Genomic DNA, 18,574 nt, shown 5'->3' with positions numbered 1-18,574 from the left:
GTAGCGCTTGCGGTGTTTTCTTTTAGCCATTGCAAATTTTAAATTTTGCAGGTTTTGCAACTCAATGGCTACTTTTAAAACACGCACTAAGGTTGATTGAGATTTTTAGCGGGCTGGTGAAAGACTCCCGGCATATCCCTTTCCCTTTTATGTGCGTCCAATATATGGATTTCATCAATCCCTAAAATCGTTGGTATTTCAAACTGTATTTGACTTTCAAGCCTCTACGCCCTATTCGCCTCGATATTAATGTTAGCGGATGTTGAAAGTTATAATTTAAAACTCAATGATCTCTCTCAGCAATGATGTAGCGTAGCTTCCAGCCGGTAAGGTAAAACAGAGCTCCAGCGTCGCATCGTCGATAAACCGCCATTGCAACCGCTGCACATTCACTCTTAATGCGCGCCTGTCGCGGTCGACGGCGTTCGCTATCAAACCCTGGGCCAGTTCTTCATGCGCATCGATGACAGCTTGCTCAACCGCTAGTGCATCGGCTGAAACATCGGCATCTCCCCTGCCCCATAATACGCCGGTAGGATGAATTTCCTTGGTCTCCAATCTGCGAATGATTTCAGCGTCCGGCCGATCCGATTGAAAACAGCTATGCGACGAATCGAATTGATAGGTATCGCCGGCAAGCGCTTGATTCCAATTATTTTGCCTAATCCGCTCAGCCAAAATCAGGTTGAACAGATAAGACCGAACCGCCGACAAATAAATGCTGCGCTGCTCGCGTCCGACTTTAGCACCGCCGAACATCGCGAATGCTTTATTGACGTTTTGCCCCTCGTTGCCGAAACGTTGCGTGCCGAAATAATTGGCGATGCCGCCGTTTTTGATTTGTTCCAATTGCTGGATAGTCTTGGCTTGATCGCCTTGCCAATCGCGGACAGTCAACTTGAAACTGTTGCCGGACAACACGCCGCGCTTGAGTTTCCTGGCATGGCGGACCGCTTGCAATACTTTAACGCTATCCGATTCGAACTCTGACCAATCGAGATCGGCTTTGCCGGGCAACCAGACGCTGAACCATTGCGTCGTAACGGCGTAACGGTCTTTTAATCCCGCATAGCTGACATCGCGTTGCCTGACATTGGCGAACCGGGATAATTGTCTGGCGACGTATTCGGTATTTTCACCTTTCTTTTCTATCTGCAAGAAAGCATGTTCGCCGGCGCCCGACGGCTCGAAAGACAGGTTTTCTTTAACGATAAAATCTTCGGGTAAACTACGAATTTTGCCGGAACCGGAAGGTCCTCCGTAAACGTACGGCCAAACCGGGATTTCGATGGCTTGCATTTATTTTTCGATCAGGACCACGGCCTGCACCGCGATGCCCTCTTTACGCCCTTCGAAACCGAGCTTTTCGGTCGTCGTCGCTTTGACGTTGATGCAATCGACATCGACCTGCAAATCGTCGGCGATGTTACGGCACATTTCTGCAGTATGCGGCGACATTTTTGGCGCTTGGGCGATGATCGTAATATCGGTATTGACCAGTTTGTAGCCTTTTTGTTGCACGACGCCGTAAACATGGCGCAGCAAAACCCGGCTGTCGGCGCCTTTGAATGCAGGATCGGTATCGGGAAAATGTTTGCCGATGTCGCCCAATGCGGCTGCGCCCAGGATCGCGTCACATAAAGCATGCAACACCACGTCGCCGTCTGAATGCGCTTCCAGGCCTTGCTCGTACGGGATTTTTACGCCGCCTAGTATGACCTCGCCACCGTCTTTGAAGCGGTGTACATCGTAACCTTGACCTACTCTAATCATTGTTGCTCCATATAAAATTGCGCCAGCGCCAGGTCTTCCGGGCGGGTGATTTTGATATTGTCGGGACGGCCTTCGACGATTTTCGGCTGCAAGCCTTGCAGTTCCAGCGCGCTGGCTTCGTCGGTAATGGCCGGATTGCCTTGCGATTGCTCCAGTGCGGCTTTCAACATGCCGTAACGGAACATCTGCGGCGTCAATGCCCGCCAGATATGGCTTCTATCCAGCGTTCCGGTAATGTTGATGCCTTGCACTTGCTTTAACGTATCGGCCGATGCCAACGCCAAAATGCCGCCAACATCGTCGTTGACCAGCGAAGCTATCAGATGGCGAATATCGGCCGCGGTAATACACGGCCTCGCGGCATCGTGGACCAAGACCCAATCATTATCGGAAGCCTGCTGCCTGATCGTTTTCAAACCGGAAAGCACCGAATCGGCGCGCTCTTTACCGCCCGGCGCGGTGATGATTTGTTGATGTTTGGAAATTGCCAGCTCGGGCCAGTACGGATCTTCTTCGGAAATCGCGACGGCGATCCCGGCAAAAACCTCTGCCTGTAACAAGCGCGACAGCGTATGTTCGATGACTGTTTTGCCGGCAAGTTCGAGATATTGTTTAGGCCGGTCGGCCTGCATGCGTTTGCCGACACCGGCTGCGGGAACAACGCCCCAGAATTTTAACTTAGGTTCAAGGTCCAAGATCCAAGGTCCAAGGTGGGGAAAGTTTAAAGGCAAGGTCAAGAAGCAAGGTAAAAAGCACACGCCCTTGTACCTTTTACCTTGCTCCTTGAACCTCGTTATTCAAGCACATGAAAAAACGTTTCATCTTCTTTGATCATCCCTAATTCATCCCGAGCCCGCTCTTCAATCGCTTCCTGGCCTTTCCTTAAGTCCAGCACCTCGGCATACAGCGCTTCATTGCGCTGCCGCTTTTCCTCGACCTGTTTTTTCAGGTCATCAAGGCGCAGTTGATAGGCTTCGATCTCTGCAACGCTGCCGTCGCCAATCCATATCCGGTATTGGAGATGGATAATCAACAGGATGATAATTGCAACGATGATTTTCATGGACGGGAAAAAGATTGAAGACTAAGGGCCGAAGCCCTTAGTCTCTGATCGCTTTTTTACAGCGTTTTGAACGCGCTGCGGCCTGCGTAAACCGCTAACTCGCCTAATTCTTCTTCGATTTTCATCAGGCGGTTGTATTTAGCGACACGGTCGGAACGGCTTAATGAACCGGTCTTGATTTGGCCTGTGCCGGTTGCAACCGCCAAATCCGCGATAGTAGTATCTTCGGTTTCGCCCGAACGGTGCGATACGACCGCTGTATAACCAGCTGCGTGCGCCATGTTAATCGCGTCCAAAGTTTCGGTTAAGCTGCCGATTTGGTTCACTTTGATCAGGATTGAGTTGGCAATGCCTTGCTCGATGCCTTTTTTCAAGATAGCCGGGTTGGTTACGAACAAGTCGTCGCCGACCAATTGCACTCTGCCGCCCAATTTTTCGGTTTGGTCTTTCCAGCCGGTCCAGTCGTTTTGATCCAGGCCGTCTTCGATAGAAATGATTGGGTATTTGTTAACCCAGTCAACGAAGAAGTCGTTCATCTCAATTGAGTTGAAGCTTCTGTTTTCAGAAGACAACTCGTAGCTGCCGTTTTTGTAGTATTCGGAGCTGGCTGCGTCCATACCTAAGTAAATATCGCGGCCGGCTTGGTAGCCCGCTTTCGCGATCGCTTCCAGGATCGCTTCGATCGCTTCTTCGTTTGAAGACAGGTTAGGCGCGAAACCGCCTTCGTCGCCGACCGTAGTCGCCAGACCTTTGGCTTTCAATACTTTGCTCAGGTTATGGAAAACTTCGGCGCCGTAACGGATTGCTTCGGCGAAAGTTGGCGCACCGACCGGCAAAATCATGAATTCTTGCAGGTCAACGCTGTTGTCCGCATGCGAACCGCCGTTGATGATGTTCATCATAGGAACCGGCATGATGAATTTGCCGCTGGTGTTCAAATGACGGTACAAAGGCACGCCCGCTTCTTGCGCTGCGGCTTTCGCTGCGGCCAAAGACACGCCCAAAATCGCGTTGGCGCCCAAATTGCCTTTGTTGTCGGTGCCGTCCAACTCGATCATTGTTTTGTCGATACCCGCTTGGTCGGCAACGTCCATGCCGACAACCGCAGCGCGAATCTTAGTGTTGACGTTGTTAACCGCAGTCAAAACGCCTTTACCTAAGTAACGGCTTTTGTCGCCGTCGCGCAATTCAATGGCTTCGCGCTCGCCGGTTGACGCGCCGGACGGCACCATCGCGCTCGCGATCACGCCGGATTTTAAAACGACGTCTGCTTCCAGCGTCGGGTTACCGCGTGAATCTAAAACTTCTCTTGCACGAATATCTACTATTTCAGTCATTATTTTTCCTTGATTTACAGAGTTGTTTCGATCAGGCTGCTTGCTTTCACAGCCTTGTCGAGAGTTAATAAAATTTCCAGCAATTCTTTCATCCTGTGCAGCGGCCAGGAATTTGGGCCGTCGCTTTTCGCTTCCGCAGGGTTCGGGTGGGTTTCCATGAACAGGCCGGCAATACCGACCGCGACTGCCGCTCTAGCCAACACCGGCACGAACTCACGCTGTCCGCCCGATGCCGTGCCTTGACCGCCCGGCAGTTGCACCGAATGCGTCGCATCGAAAACGACCGGGCAACCGGTATCGCGCATCGCCGCCAACGAACGCATGTCGGAAACCAGGTTGTTATAACCGAACGATACGCCGCGCTCGCAGACCATAATCTGCTGGTTGCCGGTCGCTTTGGCTTTGTTCGCTACATGAACCATATCCCACGGCGCCAGGAACTGGCCTTTCTTGATATTGACCGGTTTGCCGCAAGCCGCGACCTGCTGAATGAAATTGGTTTGCCGGCATAAAAACGCAGGCGTTTGCATCACGTCGACGACGGCCGCAACTTCGGCCAACGGCGTATCTTCGTGGACGTCAGTTAATACCGGCACGCCGATTTGCTGTTTGACTTTCTCCAGTATCTTAAGCCCTTCTTCGACGCCGGGGCCGCGGTAACTTTGGTGCGACGAGCGGTTGGCTTTGTCGAACGACGATTTGTAGATAAAAGGGATGTTTAATGCTGTCGTTAATTCTTTCAACGCTCCGGCCGTATCCAGCGCTAACTGCTCGCTTTCGATAACACAGGGACCGGCTATCAAAAAAATCGGCTGATCCAAGCCGGCTTCAAATCCACATAATTTCATTTTACTGCGCCTTTTTTATGTTCAACAGCTGCGGTTACAAACCCTGAAAACAGCGGATGTCCTTTTCTTGGGGTTGAGGTAAATTCCGGATGGAACTGGCAAGCCAGGAACCACGGATGGTCGGAAATCTCGACGACTTCGACCAAACGCCCGTCAATCGATTTGCCGGAAAAACGCATGCCGGCCTTTTCAAGTTTTTCCAGGTATTGGCTGTTGAACTCGTAACGGTGACGATGCCTTTCGGTGATCACGTCTTTTTGATACAGCTGGAAAGCCAGCGAATCGGATTGTAAGCGGCATTGCTGTCCGCCCAGGCGCATCGAACCGCCTAAATCGGAGTTTTCGTCGCGGATTTCCAACTGGCCGCTTTCCGCCATCCATTCGGTGATCAAACCGATCACCGGATGCGGCGACTTGGGTAAAAACTCGGTACTGTGCGCGCCTTCCAAACCGGCCACATCGCGGGCAAACTCGATAACCGCAACCTGCATGCCCAAGCAAATCCCCAGATAAGGGATCTTGTTTTCCCGCGCGTATTTAACCGTCGCGATTTTGCCTTCCACGCCGCGTTCGCCGAAGCCGCCCGGCACCAGAATCGCATCAAGGCCTTTTAAGCGGGCGACGCCTTCGTCTTCTATCGTTTCGGAATCGATATAGACGATATTGACTTTGGTCCGGGTACGAATACCGGCATGAATCAACGCTTCATTCAACGATTTATAGGCATCGGAATGATCGACGTATTTGCCGACGATAGCGATAGTCGCTTCGCCGTCGGCATGCTCCAACGCATCGACGACGGCTTCCCATTCAGATAAATCCGCCGGCGGCACATCCAGGCGCAGCTTGTTGACGACAATATCGTCCAAACCTTGATCGCGCAATAATAACGGAATCTTATAAATAGAACTCGCGTCGACCGCGGAAATAACCGCTTTTTCCTCAACGTTGGTAAACAATGCAATTTTGCGGCGCTCGCTTGGCGGTATGGCTTGTTCCGAACGGCAAATCAGAATATCCGGCTGGATACCGATACTGCGTAATTCCTTGACCGAATGCTGAGTCGGTTTGGTTTTAATTTCGCCGGCTGAGCGGATATAAGGGATCAGCGTCAAATGAATAAATAACGACCGATCCGAACCTAACTCAAAACGCATTTGCCGGATAGCTTCCAGGAAAGGCAGGGATTCAATATCGCCGACCGTACCGCCAACCTCAATCAATGCGACGTCAACGCCTTCGGCGCTCTCATAAACGCGGCGCTTGATCTCATCGGTGATATGTGGAATGACCTGAACCGTAGCGCCCAAATACTCGCCTTTACGCTCTTTGCGCAAAACGCTTTCGTAGACCTGGCCGGTTGAAAAGCTATTTCTCTTGGTCATCGTGGTTTTAATAAACCGCTCGTAATGTCCTAAATCAAGATCGGTTTCGGTACCGTCTTCCGTGACAAATACCTCGCCATGCTGAAAAGGGCTCATCGTGCCCGGATCGACATTGATATAAGGATCGAGCTTGGTCATCGTAACTTTAAGACCGCGCGATTCAAGAATAGCGGCTAATGAAGATGCAGCAATGCCTTTGCCAAGAGACGAGACAACGCCACCGGTAATGAAAATGTATTTTGTCATGTAGGATTTTTAGTTCATAAGATGAACTGAGGCATGAAGCCCCTTAGTCGCGAACGGCGGGCTTCCTTCACCAGCTCATCCTAATAGCTTTGAGGTTAGGTAAAACGTGCGTATTTTAATCGACAATGCAGTTTTCGTCATTGTCTTTTGGGCTTAATTCTTAAGTTTGTAAAAACAAGCCGATGCAGCCGTCTGCTTTCTGACTATAAAACTCGGCACTAATCCACTTATCGCCAACGGCGGCAAGCTCATCGTCCAAATAAACCAACGGCATCACATCCCTTTCCCAAGGCGGAATGCCTGCTTCCTGAAACAAATTTTTCAAGGCATGACGGCCTTCGCGCCCCGGCAAGCGAATTTTTTCGCCGCCCCGGCGGAATCTTATTTCGACTTTGGCTGTCTGCCACCGCTCGCGCTCTATGCCTTTTGCAGACTCGACGCAAGACAAGACCCTGTCACCGGTGATTTTTATTGACGTTTGCCCCTTAGGCCAAACACAGCCTCCAGATGCTTTCGGCTCCGTACCTGAAACATCTACCAGACAATACAGCTTATCCCGGTAACGGCGGATGCTACAGTCCTGACCCGACAACACCGGATCACGATCCCCGGCCGCCGCGACCACTTGGCTGAGAATCCTCTCGATCCTGGCCTGCGACGGCATTTTTAACCCAAGATACCGGAACCAATGCCTGATGATAAGCTGCTGAAGATGGCTGCGATGCGCCAATAACCGGCCGATACCCAGCGTCTTGTCTACCGGATCAAAAACCGAAGCGAACAGCTCATCAGCGACCTCATCGACCAGCACTTGCGCATCGGCACAATGTCTCGCCGAGCGCGCAACCGTTTTATCGATTGCAGGCCAACGCTGTTTTAACATCGGCACAATCGCATTGCGCAGAAAATTGCGGTCGTAATCGTTGCTTTGATTACTGGGGTCTTCAACCCACTGCAATTGATGTGCAGCGGCGTAATCGCTGATCGCCTGTTTAGGCGTATTCAGAAAAGGCCGGAACATCACCCCTGCCCCGAAAGTTATGCGCTCCGGCATTCCGGAAAGCCCGCGCAAGCCGCTGCCGCGGAATAATTGCAGCAGCACGGTTTCGAGCTGGTCTTCCCGATGCTGGGCAAGAAGCAACGCGTCGTTGGCTTTCAGCAGTGATTTTAAAGCCGCGTAGCGGGCATTCCTGGCGGCTTCTTCCGGGCTTTCGCCGGGCGCAGCCTTCGCATTAACCTGTAGCGATAGAAACTCGACACCCAAGTCTCTAGCCCTCATTTCACAATGCCGGGCCCAAAAATCGGCTTCCGCCTGCAAGCCGTGATGTACGTAGACCGCAGTCAACTTGTCTTTAAGTTGGGTTATCGATGCACAACAATGCAGCAAAACATGAGAGTCCACTCCGCCGCTGTAGGCGATATAAATCCTTCGTTGCGCCTCGCTAAGATCGAATTTTAGAATGCAGTCCTCGCAAAGAGACGAATCTTTCGCCTTTGTCCTTTCGCCTTGCACCTATGCCCTACTTTCCACTGTCCTCAAAAACGCCAAAATCCATAATCCGTTGGTAACGTCTTTCTATTAAATTATCGAGAGGTTGCCGTTTTAATTCATCCATATGACGAGCCAGCGCTTCCTTCAAGCTCGAAGCAATCGCTTTGAAATCTCTATGACCGCCGCCTAAAGGCTCCCTGACGACCTCATCCAGAAAACCCTGTTCACGAATGCGATCCGAAGTAATGCCCATCGCCTCGGCGGCCATTTGTGTTTTATCCGGGCTTTTCCACAAAATCGATGCACAACCTTCCGGAGAAATAACCGAATAAGTGCTGTATTCGAGCATGATTAAACGGTCGCCGACGCCGATAGCCAACGCGCCGCCGGAACCGCCCTCGCCGATAATCGTGCAAATAATCGGCGTTCTCAACTTGGCCATTTCATACAGGTTTCTGGCGATGGCTTCGCTTTGTCCGCGTTCTTCCGCACCGATGCCCGGATAAGCCCCCGGAGTATCGATTAAACAAATCACCGGCATTTTAAAACGCTCGGCCATTTTCATCATGCGCAAAGCCTTGCGGTAGCCTTCCGGACGCGGCATGCCGAAATTGCGGTAAATCTTTTCTTTGGTATCGCGTCCTTTTTGATGACCGATCACCATGACCGGCTGGTCGTCGAGACGCGCCAATCCGCAAACAATCGCAGGGTCGTCCGCAAAAGCGCGGTCGCCGTGCAGCTCATGGAAATCGGTAAAGATATGCTCGACGTAATCCAGCGTATAAGGACGCCCCGGATGACGCGATAACTGGGAAATTTGCCAATCGGACAGATTATTGAAAATCGACTCGGTCAGCGCCTGGCTACGTTCTTCCAGCTGCTTGAGCGCGTCGGAGATATTGATGTTGTTATCAAACTCCACATTGCGGAGTTCTTCAATTTTCGCTTCTAATTCAGCGATGGGTTGTTCGAAATCGAGAAATTTTAGGTCCATGTAGAGTTGATCTAAAGAATTGTTACAGTAACCGGTAATTTTATAGAAATTCGGGAATTTATTCTAAATAAATTCCGGGGTGCTTTGTTTCTTCTTAAACCGAGCAATAACGAGATTAAAAAGATATTTTCATTCAACAGGATACGTAATCACTCCGACAAGCTCGCAGCATATATAGTCAATCTTAATTCTATATCGGCAATATTGTCATAAACAGGACTCCTTCCGGAAAGCCGCTCGCTCTCGGCTAAAATTACATCAACTCCCGAACCGCGCCTGTCCATCAAATACTCACGCCCTAATCCGGAATCTCGCACGGGGTAATAACGGGAGAATAAACTGGACAATACCTCGTTACGCGGCATCGACATCATTTGCATCGTTTCAATTGTCATCGAGTTTGGCAGTGCGCCCGGAGAATAAAGCTCCAACCGATCGGCAAACATGTGCAAACGGACTCGACCGCCCCAAATCGAATAATCACGATGAACGACGGCATTCACCAACGCCTCGAAAACAGCCCGTAAACTATATTGTGGATAATCGATACGTCCCAAGAACTTACGTGCAGGAACCTTCATATTCAGACGTACAAAATCAAAAGCATCCCATATCTGGCGGTCCAATGGGCCTTCAAAATCCTTGGCATCCAATTGATCGCTGGGATCATTGACCGTGCCGCTATAAGCGACAGCCTGAATATAAGCCGACGGCAACCACTGCGTTGGTTTAGTCGTACACAGTAACACACCCGCCACGCTCAATCGCGGCAAACCTTCATCGTCGGCAAGCAAGTGCAAGCGTCGAAGTTGTAAGGTCGGATCGCCTTCATTTGCCCGCACAAAAGTTCGCATCAGTAAAGGATCAGCTTGTTCAAGTGCCGTCGCCGGAACCACTTGTTCCTCAAACCGGATTAACCGGGATTGGCTGCGCTGCTGAAACAGCCGCGCCAATACGTCGGGTTTCATTTCGCGTTTGGCATGAGCAATTCGCTTGAAATAACCATTTGGACTTTTATGCACTATCAAGCTACGCGGTACTTGCACGATAATGACCGGTTGATGCTGCCCGGCAGCATCCGGTAATTCGATATGTTGAGTAATAATATCCAAAGGAGGATCGACCCGCGTTTGGCAAAGTTCCGCCAACCATTTCTCAACCGTGTCCAAAGCAGCATAGGCAATACCCAGCACTTGCTTACTGACATCGTCAATGCCCAAAATTAAAGTGCCGCCATTGGTATTAGCCATTGCCGCCAACTCATCGGCCAAGCTATCCGGGTGCGGATCCTCCACCTTGGTATTACTGCGCATGACCACGCGCTTCAACTCCAATGTGGAATCCTCGCCGAGGCGAATCCGTTTTAACCAGTCATCCACAGTCATCATGCATCTCTCTCTAAATCCTCGAGAATACGTTTATAACGTTGGCGGAATGCCTGTTCACCGCCCTCCATAATCCGGCAAATATCTTTTCGCACCGATGTTTCCTGTAGACCTCCAGCCGATGCCAAGTTAATCTGCCCTCAAAATCCATTGTCATCGCTAGTACTTAGTCATTCTTGTTTTGTCAGGAAAAAATAAATCCTTCCGTCCTGAGCTTGCCAAAGCCTGTCATGAGCTTGTCGAATGAGACGAGCGGATTTACTCTGAGTTAAACGATTTTTACATGATATATCAATACTGACTGAGCACTAGTTCCGCATCGGCATTAACAACGATATTGGCATTATGGGTCACGACTAGCAGCTGCCAACACATCTTATTTTTGTGTAATTGATCAACTACCAACTCAAAGACTAATAAAATGATTAGAAAAATTCCGAAAAGCGCACAGTGTCACCATTACGAACGCAAAACATATCGGGAGATTTTGGTGCATTGGCACTACGAGGAGCAAAGAGTGTTTTGGTTTTCAGACCGCGCCTCACACCGTTCTTAGTATCGGTATGAAAGACAACATACCGCTCCCTAATAATGTTTATTGAATGATTGCATAAACGCTCAGATAATTCGCAGACATAGCTAATAAAGCATTGAGTGCTGATAAATTGCCCTTCGAAACCGCTAGGATTATCAGACTTGAGCTCTATATAACAGACTTGATAGCCTTCTTCGGTTTGCCTAAACAACACAGCATCACAAGCACGATTTTGATCATATAGGCCATCCTCAGCAAACAATGGCGACATACAGGCAGGCGCCTGATTTCGTTTACGTCCTTCATCAGTAGCCAGCAATAACATGCCCGGACCAAGGTCCGAGATAGTCAATTTCCTCAACTTGGCGCCCTGTTGTTTTTCTTCAAGAATAGCATGTGCTACTTGTGAACCTTCCGCTTGAACACAACCAAGAATTGCCTTAAGAGCATCCATTCCATTAGTTAAGGCCATAATAAATAGCCTCCTGCACAGCATTCATATCGTCAATCGTTTCATCGAAACTGCGCGCTTCTATTCCGAGGGATGGACTGATATCGGCCTTGACCAATGTTCTGGTTTTGGTTTTCTTTTTGCCTTGCGGACGAAGAATGGTTTCCTCTCTTGCCATATAAACAGCAACATTTGCCGCCTCCAACCGGTCTTCTGCCGAGTAGTCTTTCAGTTTGCTAAGAATACCCTGTAATTTTGACGACTCCTGATTCAACATAATCAACGTATTAAATTCCTTGATAATATAATCGCTGTGTGTAGTTAGAAAAACTTTGACTCCGTGGTTGACTAAAGCCGCGATAAATCTCGCCAATCTGCGCTGGTTAGCTGGATGCAAATTAAGCTCCGGCTCGTCAAGCATTAACATGTCTCCTTTCTTGGCAAAATATTTAAACCAATACCAAACCATCAGCAACGAACGAACAGAACTGGAAACTTCACCCAGCCCCAGCTTTAATTTTGATCCTTTAGGTTGAAAATAAGTGACACCTTCCTTGTTAGTTGCATAAGTTCCGCCAACGATAGTCTCAAAAGATTTTAATAACTCAGGTGCAGACTTAAAGAGCTCACCATCTTCAGAACTGGTATTGGGGAGTTGATTGATAAAATCGACGTTATGTTTGACAGGTAATGCGTATTCACGTCGACCATAAATGGTTTCAATTAATTGGCGGGGCGTAATGCTACCTACGCCTTCTTGGTGAACTTGACTCAACAAATTAACTAAATTGTTGGTAGCCAAATTCAATTGTTTCCTAAAAATGGTTGCCCCAGTTCTTTCTGTGCTGGCAATAAAAATATTTGGTATAACTTCGTCAAGTATCAGGTCAATCAAACGTTCTTCAATAAAATTACCTAATGCAAGATGAGGAGTTAAATCTTCAGCCTTTGGCGCTGCCAATTCCACTTCACTGGAATTGGTTGGCTTGGTTATCGTAACCAATAAGTTGCCTGTGGAACTACGTAACTCATTTTTAAAATCCCTTGCTTTCCATTGTTCGCCAAGAGGCGCTTCAACGCAAAGTTTCAATTTGGAGAGCAATTCACTCTTCGACGCCAGCATTTCAGGAAATTGTTCTTGAAATTTACTAAGCGTTTGGGAACACAGCTCAGGCCAAACGTCGGCAACTTTATTTTGTAGATCGACCTTAACTACGCCATTCCGAAGCAGCTCATCGAAAACGCCTTCTAAATCAATGTCAACTAGCTGCTTCCATGTTTTCAGTAAACAATAAACCAAATAAGTAACATACGTCTTGCCAGTATTGTTTTCACCGCAAATGACTGTCAATTCGGCCAGTTCAATTTCGCCAAATTCAATAGCACCCAAGTTTTCAAATGTGATTTTGATCATATATGCTTTATCCTAAAATAAATTGCGGCGTAATTAGGGCAGTACTCCAAGCAATAAAATGCAAATGAAATAATCTTACCCATTTGCTGGCTAATAGAAACCATTATGCAATGACCTATTTTTAAACTTCATTTCCATCCCCGCACTGCATATTCTTATCCAATGCTTTCAAATGCTTCAACTTTTCCTTAATCTTAATTTCCAGCCCTCTATCCACCGGCTGGTAATACTGCCTGCCGATTAATTCATCGGGAAAATAATTCTCCCCAGCCGCATAGGCTTCCGGCTCGTTATGGGCGTAACGGTATTCCTTGCCGTAATCCAGCGAGCGCATCAGCTTGGTCGGCGCGTTCCTTAAATGCACAGGCACGCTCAAGCTGCCGCTTTGTTTGGCGTCTTGCATCGCCGCTTTGTAGGCGACATAAACAGCATTGCTTTTCGGCGCGCAAGCCAAATAGACGACCGCTTGCGCCAACGCCAGTTCGCCTTCGGGACTGCCTAGGCGCTCCTGGGCTTCCCTGGCGTTGATGCAAATCTGCAAGGCTCTTGGATCGGCATTGCCTATGTCCTCGGATGCAATCCTGAGGATGCGCCGGGCCAGGTATGACAAGTCGCAACCGCCGTCTATCATCCGGCACAGCCAGTACAGCGACGCATCCGGCGAGCTGCCGCGCACAGATTTATGCAGCGCCGAAATCTGGTTGTAAAACTCTTCGCCCTGGTTATCGAAGCGCCGGACGCTGCCCGACAGCACTTCCTTCGCGATGCTTTCATCGACCGTTTGACTGCCTTTCGCGGCCGCCAACTCGACGGCGATTTCCAGCAGGTTCAATAGTTTCCGGGCGTCGCCGTCGGCTGTCAGCGCGAACTGCCGTTTGACCTCATCGGTCATTACGATAGCCATACTGCCCAAGCCGCGCACTTCATCGGCCAGGGCTTTATCGATCACAGCCAATAAATCGTCAGGCGTTAAGGCATTAAGCACATAGACCCGCGCCCGCGACAATAACGCGTTATTCAACGCGAAAGACGGGTTTTCGGTCGTCGCGCCGACAAAATAAACGGTGCCGTCCTCAACATGCGGCAGGAAGGCATCCTGTTGCGATTTGTTGAAGCGATGCACTTCGTCGACGAATAAAATCGTGCGCCGATGTTTTTCGTGCTGGATTTTTTTCGCCTCAGCGACCGCTTCCCGGATTTCCTTGACGCCGGATAATACCGCTGAAATCGGCATGAACTCGGCATCGGAATGTTGGGCAATCAGCCGCGCCAACGTGGTTTTGCCGGTGCCGGGAGGTCCCCAGAAAATCATTGAATGCAATCGGCCGGACAGAATCGCTTCGTACAGAGGCTTGCCGGGCTGTAGGATATGTTGCTGACCGACATAGTCGGACAGCTCTTGCGGCCGCATCCTGTCGGCCAGCGGTTTGGTTAAGTCATCGAATAACATAAAAATAGGCGATTGGCGAAAGACTAACGGTAAACAAAGCTTTCGGCCTTTGCCTTATTTTCACTCGGAAAAAACATCCACGCCCTTCGGCGCAGTAAACTCAAACAAAGTCGATTTTAACGGCGGATTCAGAACCACGTTGGAAAAATAAATGCGTGTAAGCTGGCCGAAATTATCGCTTAACTCCATACCGCCCAACGAATCGTTATTCAAGCCGATCAGCACGTATTTAAAGCTGCTTTCCCGGTTCTTCGGCAATAGTTTTATCCACATCAAATTACCGTCGACGCCCTGCTGCTCCATCGTAAAATTGTCGTCCAGCGATATTTCACCGCTTAACAACAACGCCGGCGTCGAACCCACCGATTCATCAAGCTTCTTGACGGTCACTTGCTCCAGATCGGTATCGTAAAACCAGACTTTGCCGGATGTAGAGACAATCTGCTGTTGAAAAGGCTTCAAATAATCCCAACGGAACTTTCCCGGACGCTGCAAATAAAAAACGCCGTAACTGGTTTGGGTCGGATTACCGGCTTCATTCAGCAGCACTTGCTTGAAATCGGCAGTCAGCGAACTTGTATTTTTTAAAAATGCTTTCAGTTGCTTAACGGGTTTATCTTCCGCATAAGCCGAGGCATTCGCCGCGCCTGCTCCCGGCAGGCTTGCGGCATACACACCATCCCTGGCGATAAAAAGCAACATCGCGATCAAGCCTACGAAAATTGTAATTTTCTTCATAAATACCTTCTAATTATTCGGTAACAATTCATTAATCAGCGTTTCAACGCGATTAACAGGCGAATCGATGCAGGGTGAAGATTCTTCCGGCGCGGAACCGGCGACAAAAGGATATTGTCTGGCTCCAGAGCAATTTCCATTCGCCAATAAACCGTTGGCCGGATCGACCCAAGCCATCTTGATATTGTCGGGCGGAATCAACGTCACCGGCTGGGTTGAAATTTGCTTCATTAACGATGTCCAAACTTGCAAAGCGCCGGTGGCTCCGGTTAAGCCGGCCGGTTTATTATCGTCGCGGCCTATCCAGACCACGGACAAGTAATCGCCGGTATAGCCGGCAAACCAACTGTCTTTCGCGTCGTTCGTGGTCCCGGTTTTGCCGACCAGGCCGTAATTCCACGGAAAAGATTGATAAGCCGAACGCCCGGTGCCTTCGTGCATCACTTCCTGCAATATCGTGTTGACGATGTAAGTGACCGCCGGATCAAGCACTTGCCTTACCGTGAACGGATAACTTTGCAAGCGCGTACCTTCGGCGGAAACCACGGCCCTGATGCCTTTCAATGGCGTGGCAAAACCGTCGCCGGCCAAGGTTTGGTAAATTTGCGTGACTTCCATCGGCGTCAACTGCGCGGCACCGAGCAGGAACGACGGAAACAAATCGACCGGCCGGGTAATACCCATGCTTCTTAGCGTCTTGGCAACCCTGGCAACGCCAATGTCCATCCCTATTCGAACCGTAGCCAGGTTGTAGGAATGCGCCAGCGCGGTATGGAAACCGACTACGCCATGTTCCACGTGATCGTAGTTTTTAGGGCTCCAATCATTGCCGCCTGAACCTTTAACCAGAATAGCCGTATCGCTGACCGGCGTGGTGATCGTATATTTGTTCGGATATTCCAACGCCGTCAAGTACACGACCGGCTTGATTAATGAACCGATTGGCCTGACCGCATCCAAAGCGCGATTAAAGCCGCTACCGCCGACTTCGCGGCCGCTCATTAAGGCGGCTATTTCGCCGCTGTCTCTACGCGTCACGACGGCTGCGGCTTCAAGGTCGCTGGCCTTAGGCAGCTTCTCCAACTGGCTCAATTTTTTCGACAACGAATCTTCCAACGCATCCTGAACCAGCGTATCCAGCGTCGTAAAAATCTTCAGGCCCTGGGAGGTTAAATCTTCCTCTTTATATTCCTGTTTCAACTGGCGCTTGACCAAGTCCAGGAAGCCGGGATAACGATTGCTTGAACGATGGGTATTGGCGATCACATTCAGAGGCTTCGCTCTTGCCGCTGCCGCCTGCTCTTTAGTGATATAAGCTTCGTTTTCCATCTCTTCCAGCACCAGGTTACGCCGTTGCAGGGAGCGATCGGGATAGCGCCTTGGGTCGTATTCGGACGGCCCGCGCACCAATGCAATCAATGAAGCGATATGCTCCAAAGGCAAGTCTTTTAGAGAACTGCCGAAATAAAACTCGCTGGCCAAGCCAAAACCATGCACGGCACTGGCGCCGTCCTGGCCCAGATAAATTTCATTCAGGTAGGCTTCGAGAATCTCATCCTTGCTGTAGCGATATTCCAAAATCAGCGCCATCAAAGCTTCTTTGACTTTGCGGTTTAAACTGCGCTCGGAGGTTAAATAAAAGTTTTTTACCAGCTGCTGGGTAATGGTGCTGCCGCCTTGCACCATGTGGCCGGCAAGGACGTTCATCCACATTGCCCTGGCAATGCCTTTAAATGAGATGCCGATATGCTGATAAAAATCCCGGTCTTCCGAAGCCAGCAGGCCTTTAATCAGCGCATCAGGCGCTTCTTCCAGTTTAATCAGGATACGGTCTTCTTTTATGGTGGGGTATAAACTACCGATTTGCACGGGATCGAGCCGTACAATGGCAAGGTCTTTGGTTTGCGTTGCATCAACGATATTGGCAATACCCGATGCTGTAAAATTTACCCGTACGACAGCGCTGGGCTGGGCCTGATCCCAGAACGTGAACTCCCTGGTTTTGATACTGACTTGAGAGCCGTTTTTAAAATAGGTGCCTTCCGAAGACAAACGAACATCTTGCCGATAATGCAGCGTTTGCAACAACGCTTCAAACTTTGCCGCAGTCAGGTTATAACCTGAATAGAGTTCCACAGGACTGGCGTAAACCCGTGCAGGAATGGCCCAGCGTTTGCCTTCAAACTGAGTGCGGACGTTGTAATCCAGATAGCCCAAATAACTCAGCAACACAAACGCAACGGCGCCTAGAGAAACCAATACTGAATTTCTGAACCAATGAGAAGTCGATTTATTAGTTACCTTTTTTTTATTGTTATTGTCGTATCTACCTGATCCCTGCTTTTTCGATTTTTCTGCCATAACCTCTTACAACGTTAGCTTAATTAACATTGGCTATTATACATAAATATAGGCTTGCCTGAATCGGCAAGCTATCGTTATCGTTACAAATCAAGCGCTATAAGGTCAGTACGATTTTTCCGATACTATGCCCTGCTTCTATCGATTCATGAGCCTTGGCAGCTTCGGCCAACGCTAACTGCTCGCTGATATGGGTTTTTAAAAGCCCTTCATCAAACCATTGGGCGCATTGTTTTAAGATTTCAACATGTTTGTCTCTTGCTTCATGCAAGTCTCTCAGCATCGGCGTTAACATCAATTCAAAGCCAATCAATAAATTACGCATTCGCGCTTCGACCAGATTCAATTCGCCGGGATCAAGCAACGTCACCAGGCGTCCGAAATGCGCTGTCGCGGCGATACTTTCTTTGAATACATCAGAACCGACTGTATCGAAAACCAGATCGGCGCCTTTGCCGCCGGTCAAGCCATTGACCGCATCAACAAAATTATCTTGCATATACAGGATTGCATGATCGACACCCATAGCTTTCGCAAATTCCGCTTTTTGACTGGAGCTCACGGTCGTAATCACCTTCGCGCCCTTCAATTTCGCCAGTTGTATTGCCACATGCCCTACCCCTCCGGCGCCGGCATGAATCAGTACGGTTTGCCCTGCTTGCAATCCGCCACGATCGAACAAGGCCCCCCAAGCGGTAATCAGCACCAGCGGCAACGCGGCAGCTTCGATAAACGAACTGCTTTCGGGCATTAAACTCGCCCAGCGTTGATCTATTACCGTATATTCGGCGTAATTGCCTTGCTCGCGCCCCAAACCGCCATTGCAAAACCAAACTTTATCGCCCGGTTTAAACCGGCTGACGGCGCTACCGGTTTCGACCACTTCGCCCGCCCCATCACAGCCTAATACCACCGGCAACGGATTATCGTAAAGTAAACCGTTACGCCTGATTTTGGTATCGACAGGGTTAACTCCGGCAGCTTTGAGCCTGACTTTAATTTGCGTTGCTGTAGAAATTTCCGGCTCGTCAATATCCTGTAGCGCCAAAACATCGGGATTACCAACTGCCGTCATCATTATTGCTTTCATGTTTTTTATCCT

Annotated in this window: 16 protein-coding genes; all 16 read right to left on the bottom strand. The window is 49.5% G+C overall.

Going from position 1 to position 18,574, the window contains the following annotated elements:
* Positions 1 to 276: 276 nt before the first annotated feature.
* Positions 277 to 1,299: a tRNA pseudouridine(13) synthase TruD gene (gene truD / locus EKO24_RS08925; protein WP_127030071.1), complete on the bottom strand. Its 1,023-nt coding sequence runs from the start codon at positions 1,297 to 1,299 to the stop codon at positions 277 to 279.
* Positions 1,300 to 1,773, bottom strand: coding sequence for a 2-C-methyl-D-erythritol 2,4-cyclodiphosphate synthase (gene ispF / locus EKO24_RS08920; RefSeq protein ID WP_127030072.1), 474 nt, complete (start codon positions 1,771 to 1,773; stop codon positions 1,300 to 1,302). It abuts the gene before it with no gap.
* Positions 1,770 to 2,468, bottom strand: a complete 699-nt coding sequence (gene ispD / locus EKO24_RS08915; protein ID WP_277752504.1) for a 2-C-methyl-D-erythritol 4-phosphate cytidylyltransferase — start codon at positions 2,466 to 2,468, stop codon at positions 1,770 to 1,772. The genes ispF and ispD overlap by 4 nt, the downstream gene beginning before the upstream one ends.
* Before the next feature lie 98 nt (positions 2,469 to 2,566).
* Positions 2,567 to 2,836: a septum formation initiator family protein gene (locus EKO24_RS08910; protein ID WP_127030073.1), complete on the bottom strand. Its 270-nt coding sequence runs from the start codon at positions 2,834 to 2,836 to the stop codon at positions 2,567 to 2,569.
* A 56-nt stretch (positions 2,837 to 2,892) separates the two neighbouring features.
* Positions 2,893 to 4,173: a phosphopyruvate hydratase gene (eno, locus tag EKO24_RS08905; RefSeq protein ID WP_127030074.1), complete on the bottom strand. Its 1,281-nt coding sequence runs from the start codon at positions 4,171 to 4,173 to the stop codon at positions 2,893 to 2,895.
* Positions 4,174 to 4,187: 14 nt separating this feature from the next.
* Positions 4,188 to 5,021 (bottom strand): 3-deoxy-8-phosphooctulonate synthase, encoded by an 834-nt coding sequence (kdsA, locus tag EKO24_RS08900; RefSeq protein WP_127030075.1) that lies wholly within the window; start codon positions 5,019 to 5,021, stop codon positions 4,188 to 4,190.
* Positions 5,018 to 6,652 (bottom strand): CTP synthase, encoded by a 1,635-nt coding sequence (locus EKO24_RS08895; protein ID WP_127030076.1) that lies wholly within the window; start codon positions 6,650 to 6,652, stop codon positions 5,018 to 5,020. The genes kdsA and EKO24_RS08895 overlap by 4 nt, the downstream gene beginning before the upstream one ends.
* Positions 6,653 to 6,812: 160 nt before the next feature.
* Positions 6,813 to 8,165: a tRNA lysidine(34) synthetase TilS gene (gene tilS, locus EKO24_RS08890; protein WP_127030077.1), complete on the bottom strand. Its 1,353-nt coding sequence runs from the start codon at positions 8,163 to 8,165 to the stop codon at positions 6,813 to 6,815.
* A 7-nt stretch (positions 8,166 to 8,172) separates the two neighbouring features.
* Positions 8,173 to 9,138 carry an acetyl-CoA carboxylase carboxyl transferase subunit alpha gene (gene accA / locus EKO24_RS08885; RefSeq protein ID WP_127030078.1) on the bottom strand — a complete coding sequence of 322 codons (966 nt, stop codon included), beginning with the start codon at positions 9,136 to 9,138 and terminating at the stop codon, positions 8,173 to 8,175.
* A gap of 149 nt (positions 9,139 to 9,287) precedes the next feature.
* The gene (locus EKO24_RS08880; protein WP_241674443.1) at positions 9,288 to 10,526 is read right to left on the bottom strand and encodes an ATP-binding protein; all 1,239 of its coding nucleotides are present in this window, start codon (positions 10,524 to 10,526) and stop codon (positions 9,288 to 9,290) included.
* A gap of 422 nt (positions 10,527 to 10,948) precedes the next feature.
* Positions 10,949 to 11,530, bottom strand: coding sequence for a hypothetical protein (locus tag EKO24_RS08875; RefSeq protein ID WP_127030079.1), 582 nt, complete (start codon positions 11,528 to 11,530; stop codon positions 10,949 to 10,951).
* Positions 11,517 to 12,923: an AAA family ATPase gene (locus EKO24_RS08870; RefSeq protein ID WP_127030080.1), complete on the bottom strand. Its 1,407-nt coding sequence runs from the start codon at positions 12,921 to 12,923 to the stop codon at positions 11,517 to 11,519. The genes EKO24_RS08875 and EKO24_RS08870 overlap by 14 nt, the downstream gene beginning before the upstream one ends.
* 121 nt (positions 12,924 to 13,044) lie before the next feature.
* Positions 13,045 to 14,373 (bottom strand): replication-associated recombination protein A, encoded by a 1,329-nt coding sequence (locus tag EKO24_RS08865; RefSeq protein WP_127030081.1) that lies wholly within the window; start codon positions 14,371 to 14,373, stop codon positions 13,045 to 13,047.
* A gap of 60 nt (positions 14,374 to 14,433) precedes the next feature.
* Complete coding sequence (gene lolA / locus EKO24_RS08860) at positions 14,434 to 15,111, bottom strand: outer membrane lipoprotein periplasmic chaperone LolA (RefSeq protein ID WP_241674442.1); 678 nt, start codon at positions 15,109 to 15,111, stop codon at positions 14,434 to 14,436.
* 9 nt (positions 15,112 to 15,120) lie between these two features.
* Positions 15,121 to 17,472: a penicillin-binding protein 1B gene (gene mrcB, locus EKO24_RS08855; protein WP_127030082.1), complete on the bottom strand. Its 2,352-nt coding sequence runs from the start codon at positions 17,470 to 17,472 to the stop codon at positions 15,121 to 15,123.
* Positions 17,473 to 17,569: 97 nt separating this feature from the next.
* On the bottom strand, positions 17,570 to 18,562 hold the full coding sequence (locus EKO24_RS08850; RefSeq protein WP_127030083.1) for a zinc-dependent alcohol dehydrogenase family protein: 993 nt from the start codon (positions 18,560 to 18,562) through the stop codon (positions 17,570 to 17,572).
* Positions 18,563 to 18,574 lie beyond the last annotated feature (12 nt).

The sequence above is a fragment of the Candidatus Methylobacter oryzae genome, assembly GCF_003994235.2.
Taxonomy (GTDB): domain Bacteria; phylum Pseudomonadota; class Gammaproteobacteria; order Methylococcales; family Methylomonadaceae; genus Methylobacter_A; species Methylobacter_A oryzae.
This window is presented reverse-complemented; position numbering and strand designations above follow the sequence as displayed.

What these genes read in the sequence shown, in the direction of transcription:
- truD (WP_127030071.1), bottom strand. Translation starts at nt 1,299, where the DNA reads ATGCAAGCCATCGAAATCCCGGTTTGGCCGTACGTTTACGGAGGACCT.
- ispF (WP_127030072.1), bottom strand. Translation starts at nt 1,773, where the DNA reads ATGATTAGAGTAGGTCAAGGTTACGATGTACACCGCTTCAAAGACGGT.
- EKO24_RS08910 (WP_127030073.1), bottom strand. Translation starts at nt 2,836, where the DNA reads ATGAAAATCATCGTTGCAATTATCATCCTGTTGATTATCCATCTCCAA.
- eno (WP_127030074.1), bottom strand. Translation starts at nt 4,173, where the DNA reads ATGACTGAAATAGTAGATATTCGTGCAAGAGAAGTTTTAGATTCACGC.
- kdsA (WP_127030075.1), bottom strand. Translation starts at nt 5,021, where the DNA reads ATGAAATTATGTGGATTTGAAGCCGGCTTGGATCAGCCGATTTTTTTG.
- EKO24_RS08895 (WP_127030076.1), bottom strand. Translation starts at nt 6,652, where the DNA reads ATGACAAAATACATTTTCATTACCGGTGGCGTTGTCTCGTCTCTTGGC.
- accA (WP_127030078.1), bottom strand. Translation starts at nt 9,138, where the DNA reads ATGGACCTAAAATTTCTCGATTTCGAACAACCCATCGCTGAATTAGAA.
- EKO24_RS08880 (WP_241674443.1), bottom strand. Translation starts at nt 10,526, where the DNA reads ATGATGACTGTGGATGACTGGTTAAAACGGATTCGCCTCGGCGAGGAT.
- EKO24_RS08875 (WP_127030079.1), bottom strand. Translation starts at nt 11,530, where the DNA reads ATGGCCTTAACTAATGGAATGGATGCTCTTAAGGCAATTCTTGGTTGT.
- EKO24_RS08870 (WP_127030080.1), bottom strand. Translation starts at nt 12,923, where the DNA reads ATGATCAAAATCACATTTGAAAACTTGGGTGCTATTGAATTTGGCGAA.
- EKO24_RS08865 (WP_127030081.1), bottom strand. Translation starts at nt 14,373, where the DNA reads ATGTTATTCGATGACTTAACCAAACCGCTGGCCGACAGGATGCGGCCG.
- lolA (WP_241674442.1), bottom strand. Translation starts at nt 15,111, where the DNA reads ATGAAGAAAATTACAATTTTCGTAGGCTTGATCGCGATGTTGCTTTTT.
- mrcB (WP_127030082.1), bottom strand. Translation starts at nt 17,472, where the DNA reads ATGGCAGAAAAATCGAAAAAGCAGGGATCAGGTAGATACGACAATAAC.
- EKO24_RS08850 (WP_127030083.1), bottom strand. Translation starts at nt 18,562, where the DNA reads ATGAAAGCAATAATGATGACGGCAGTTGGTAATCCCGATGTTTTGGCG.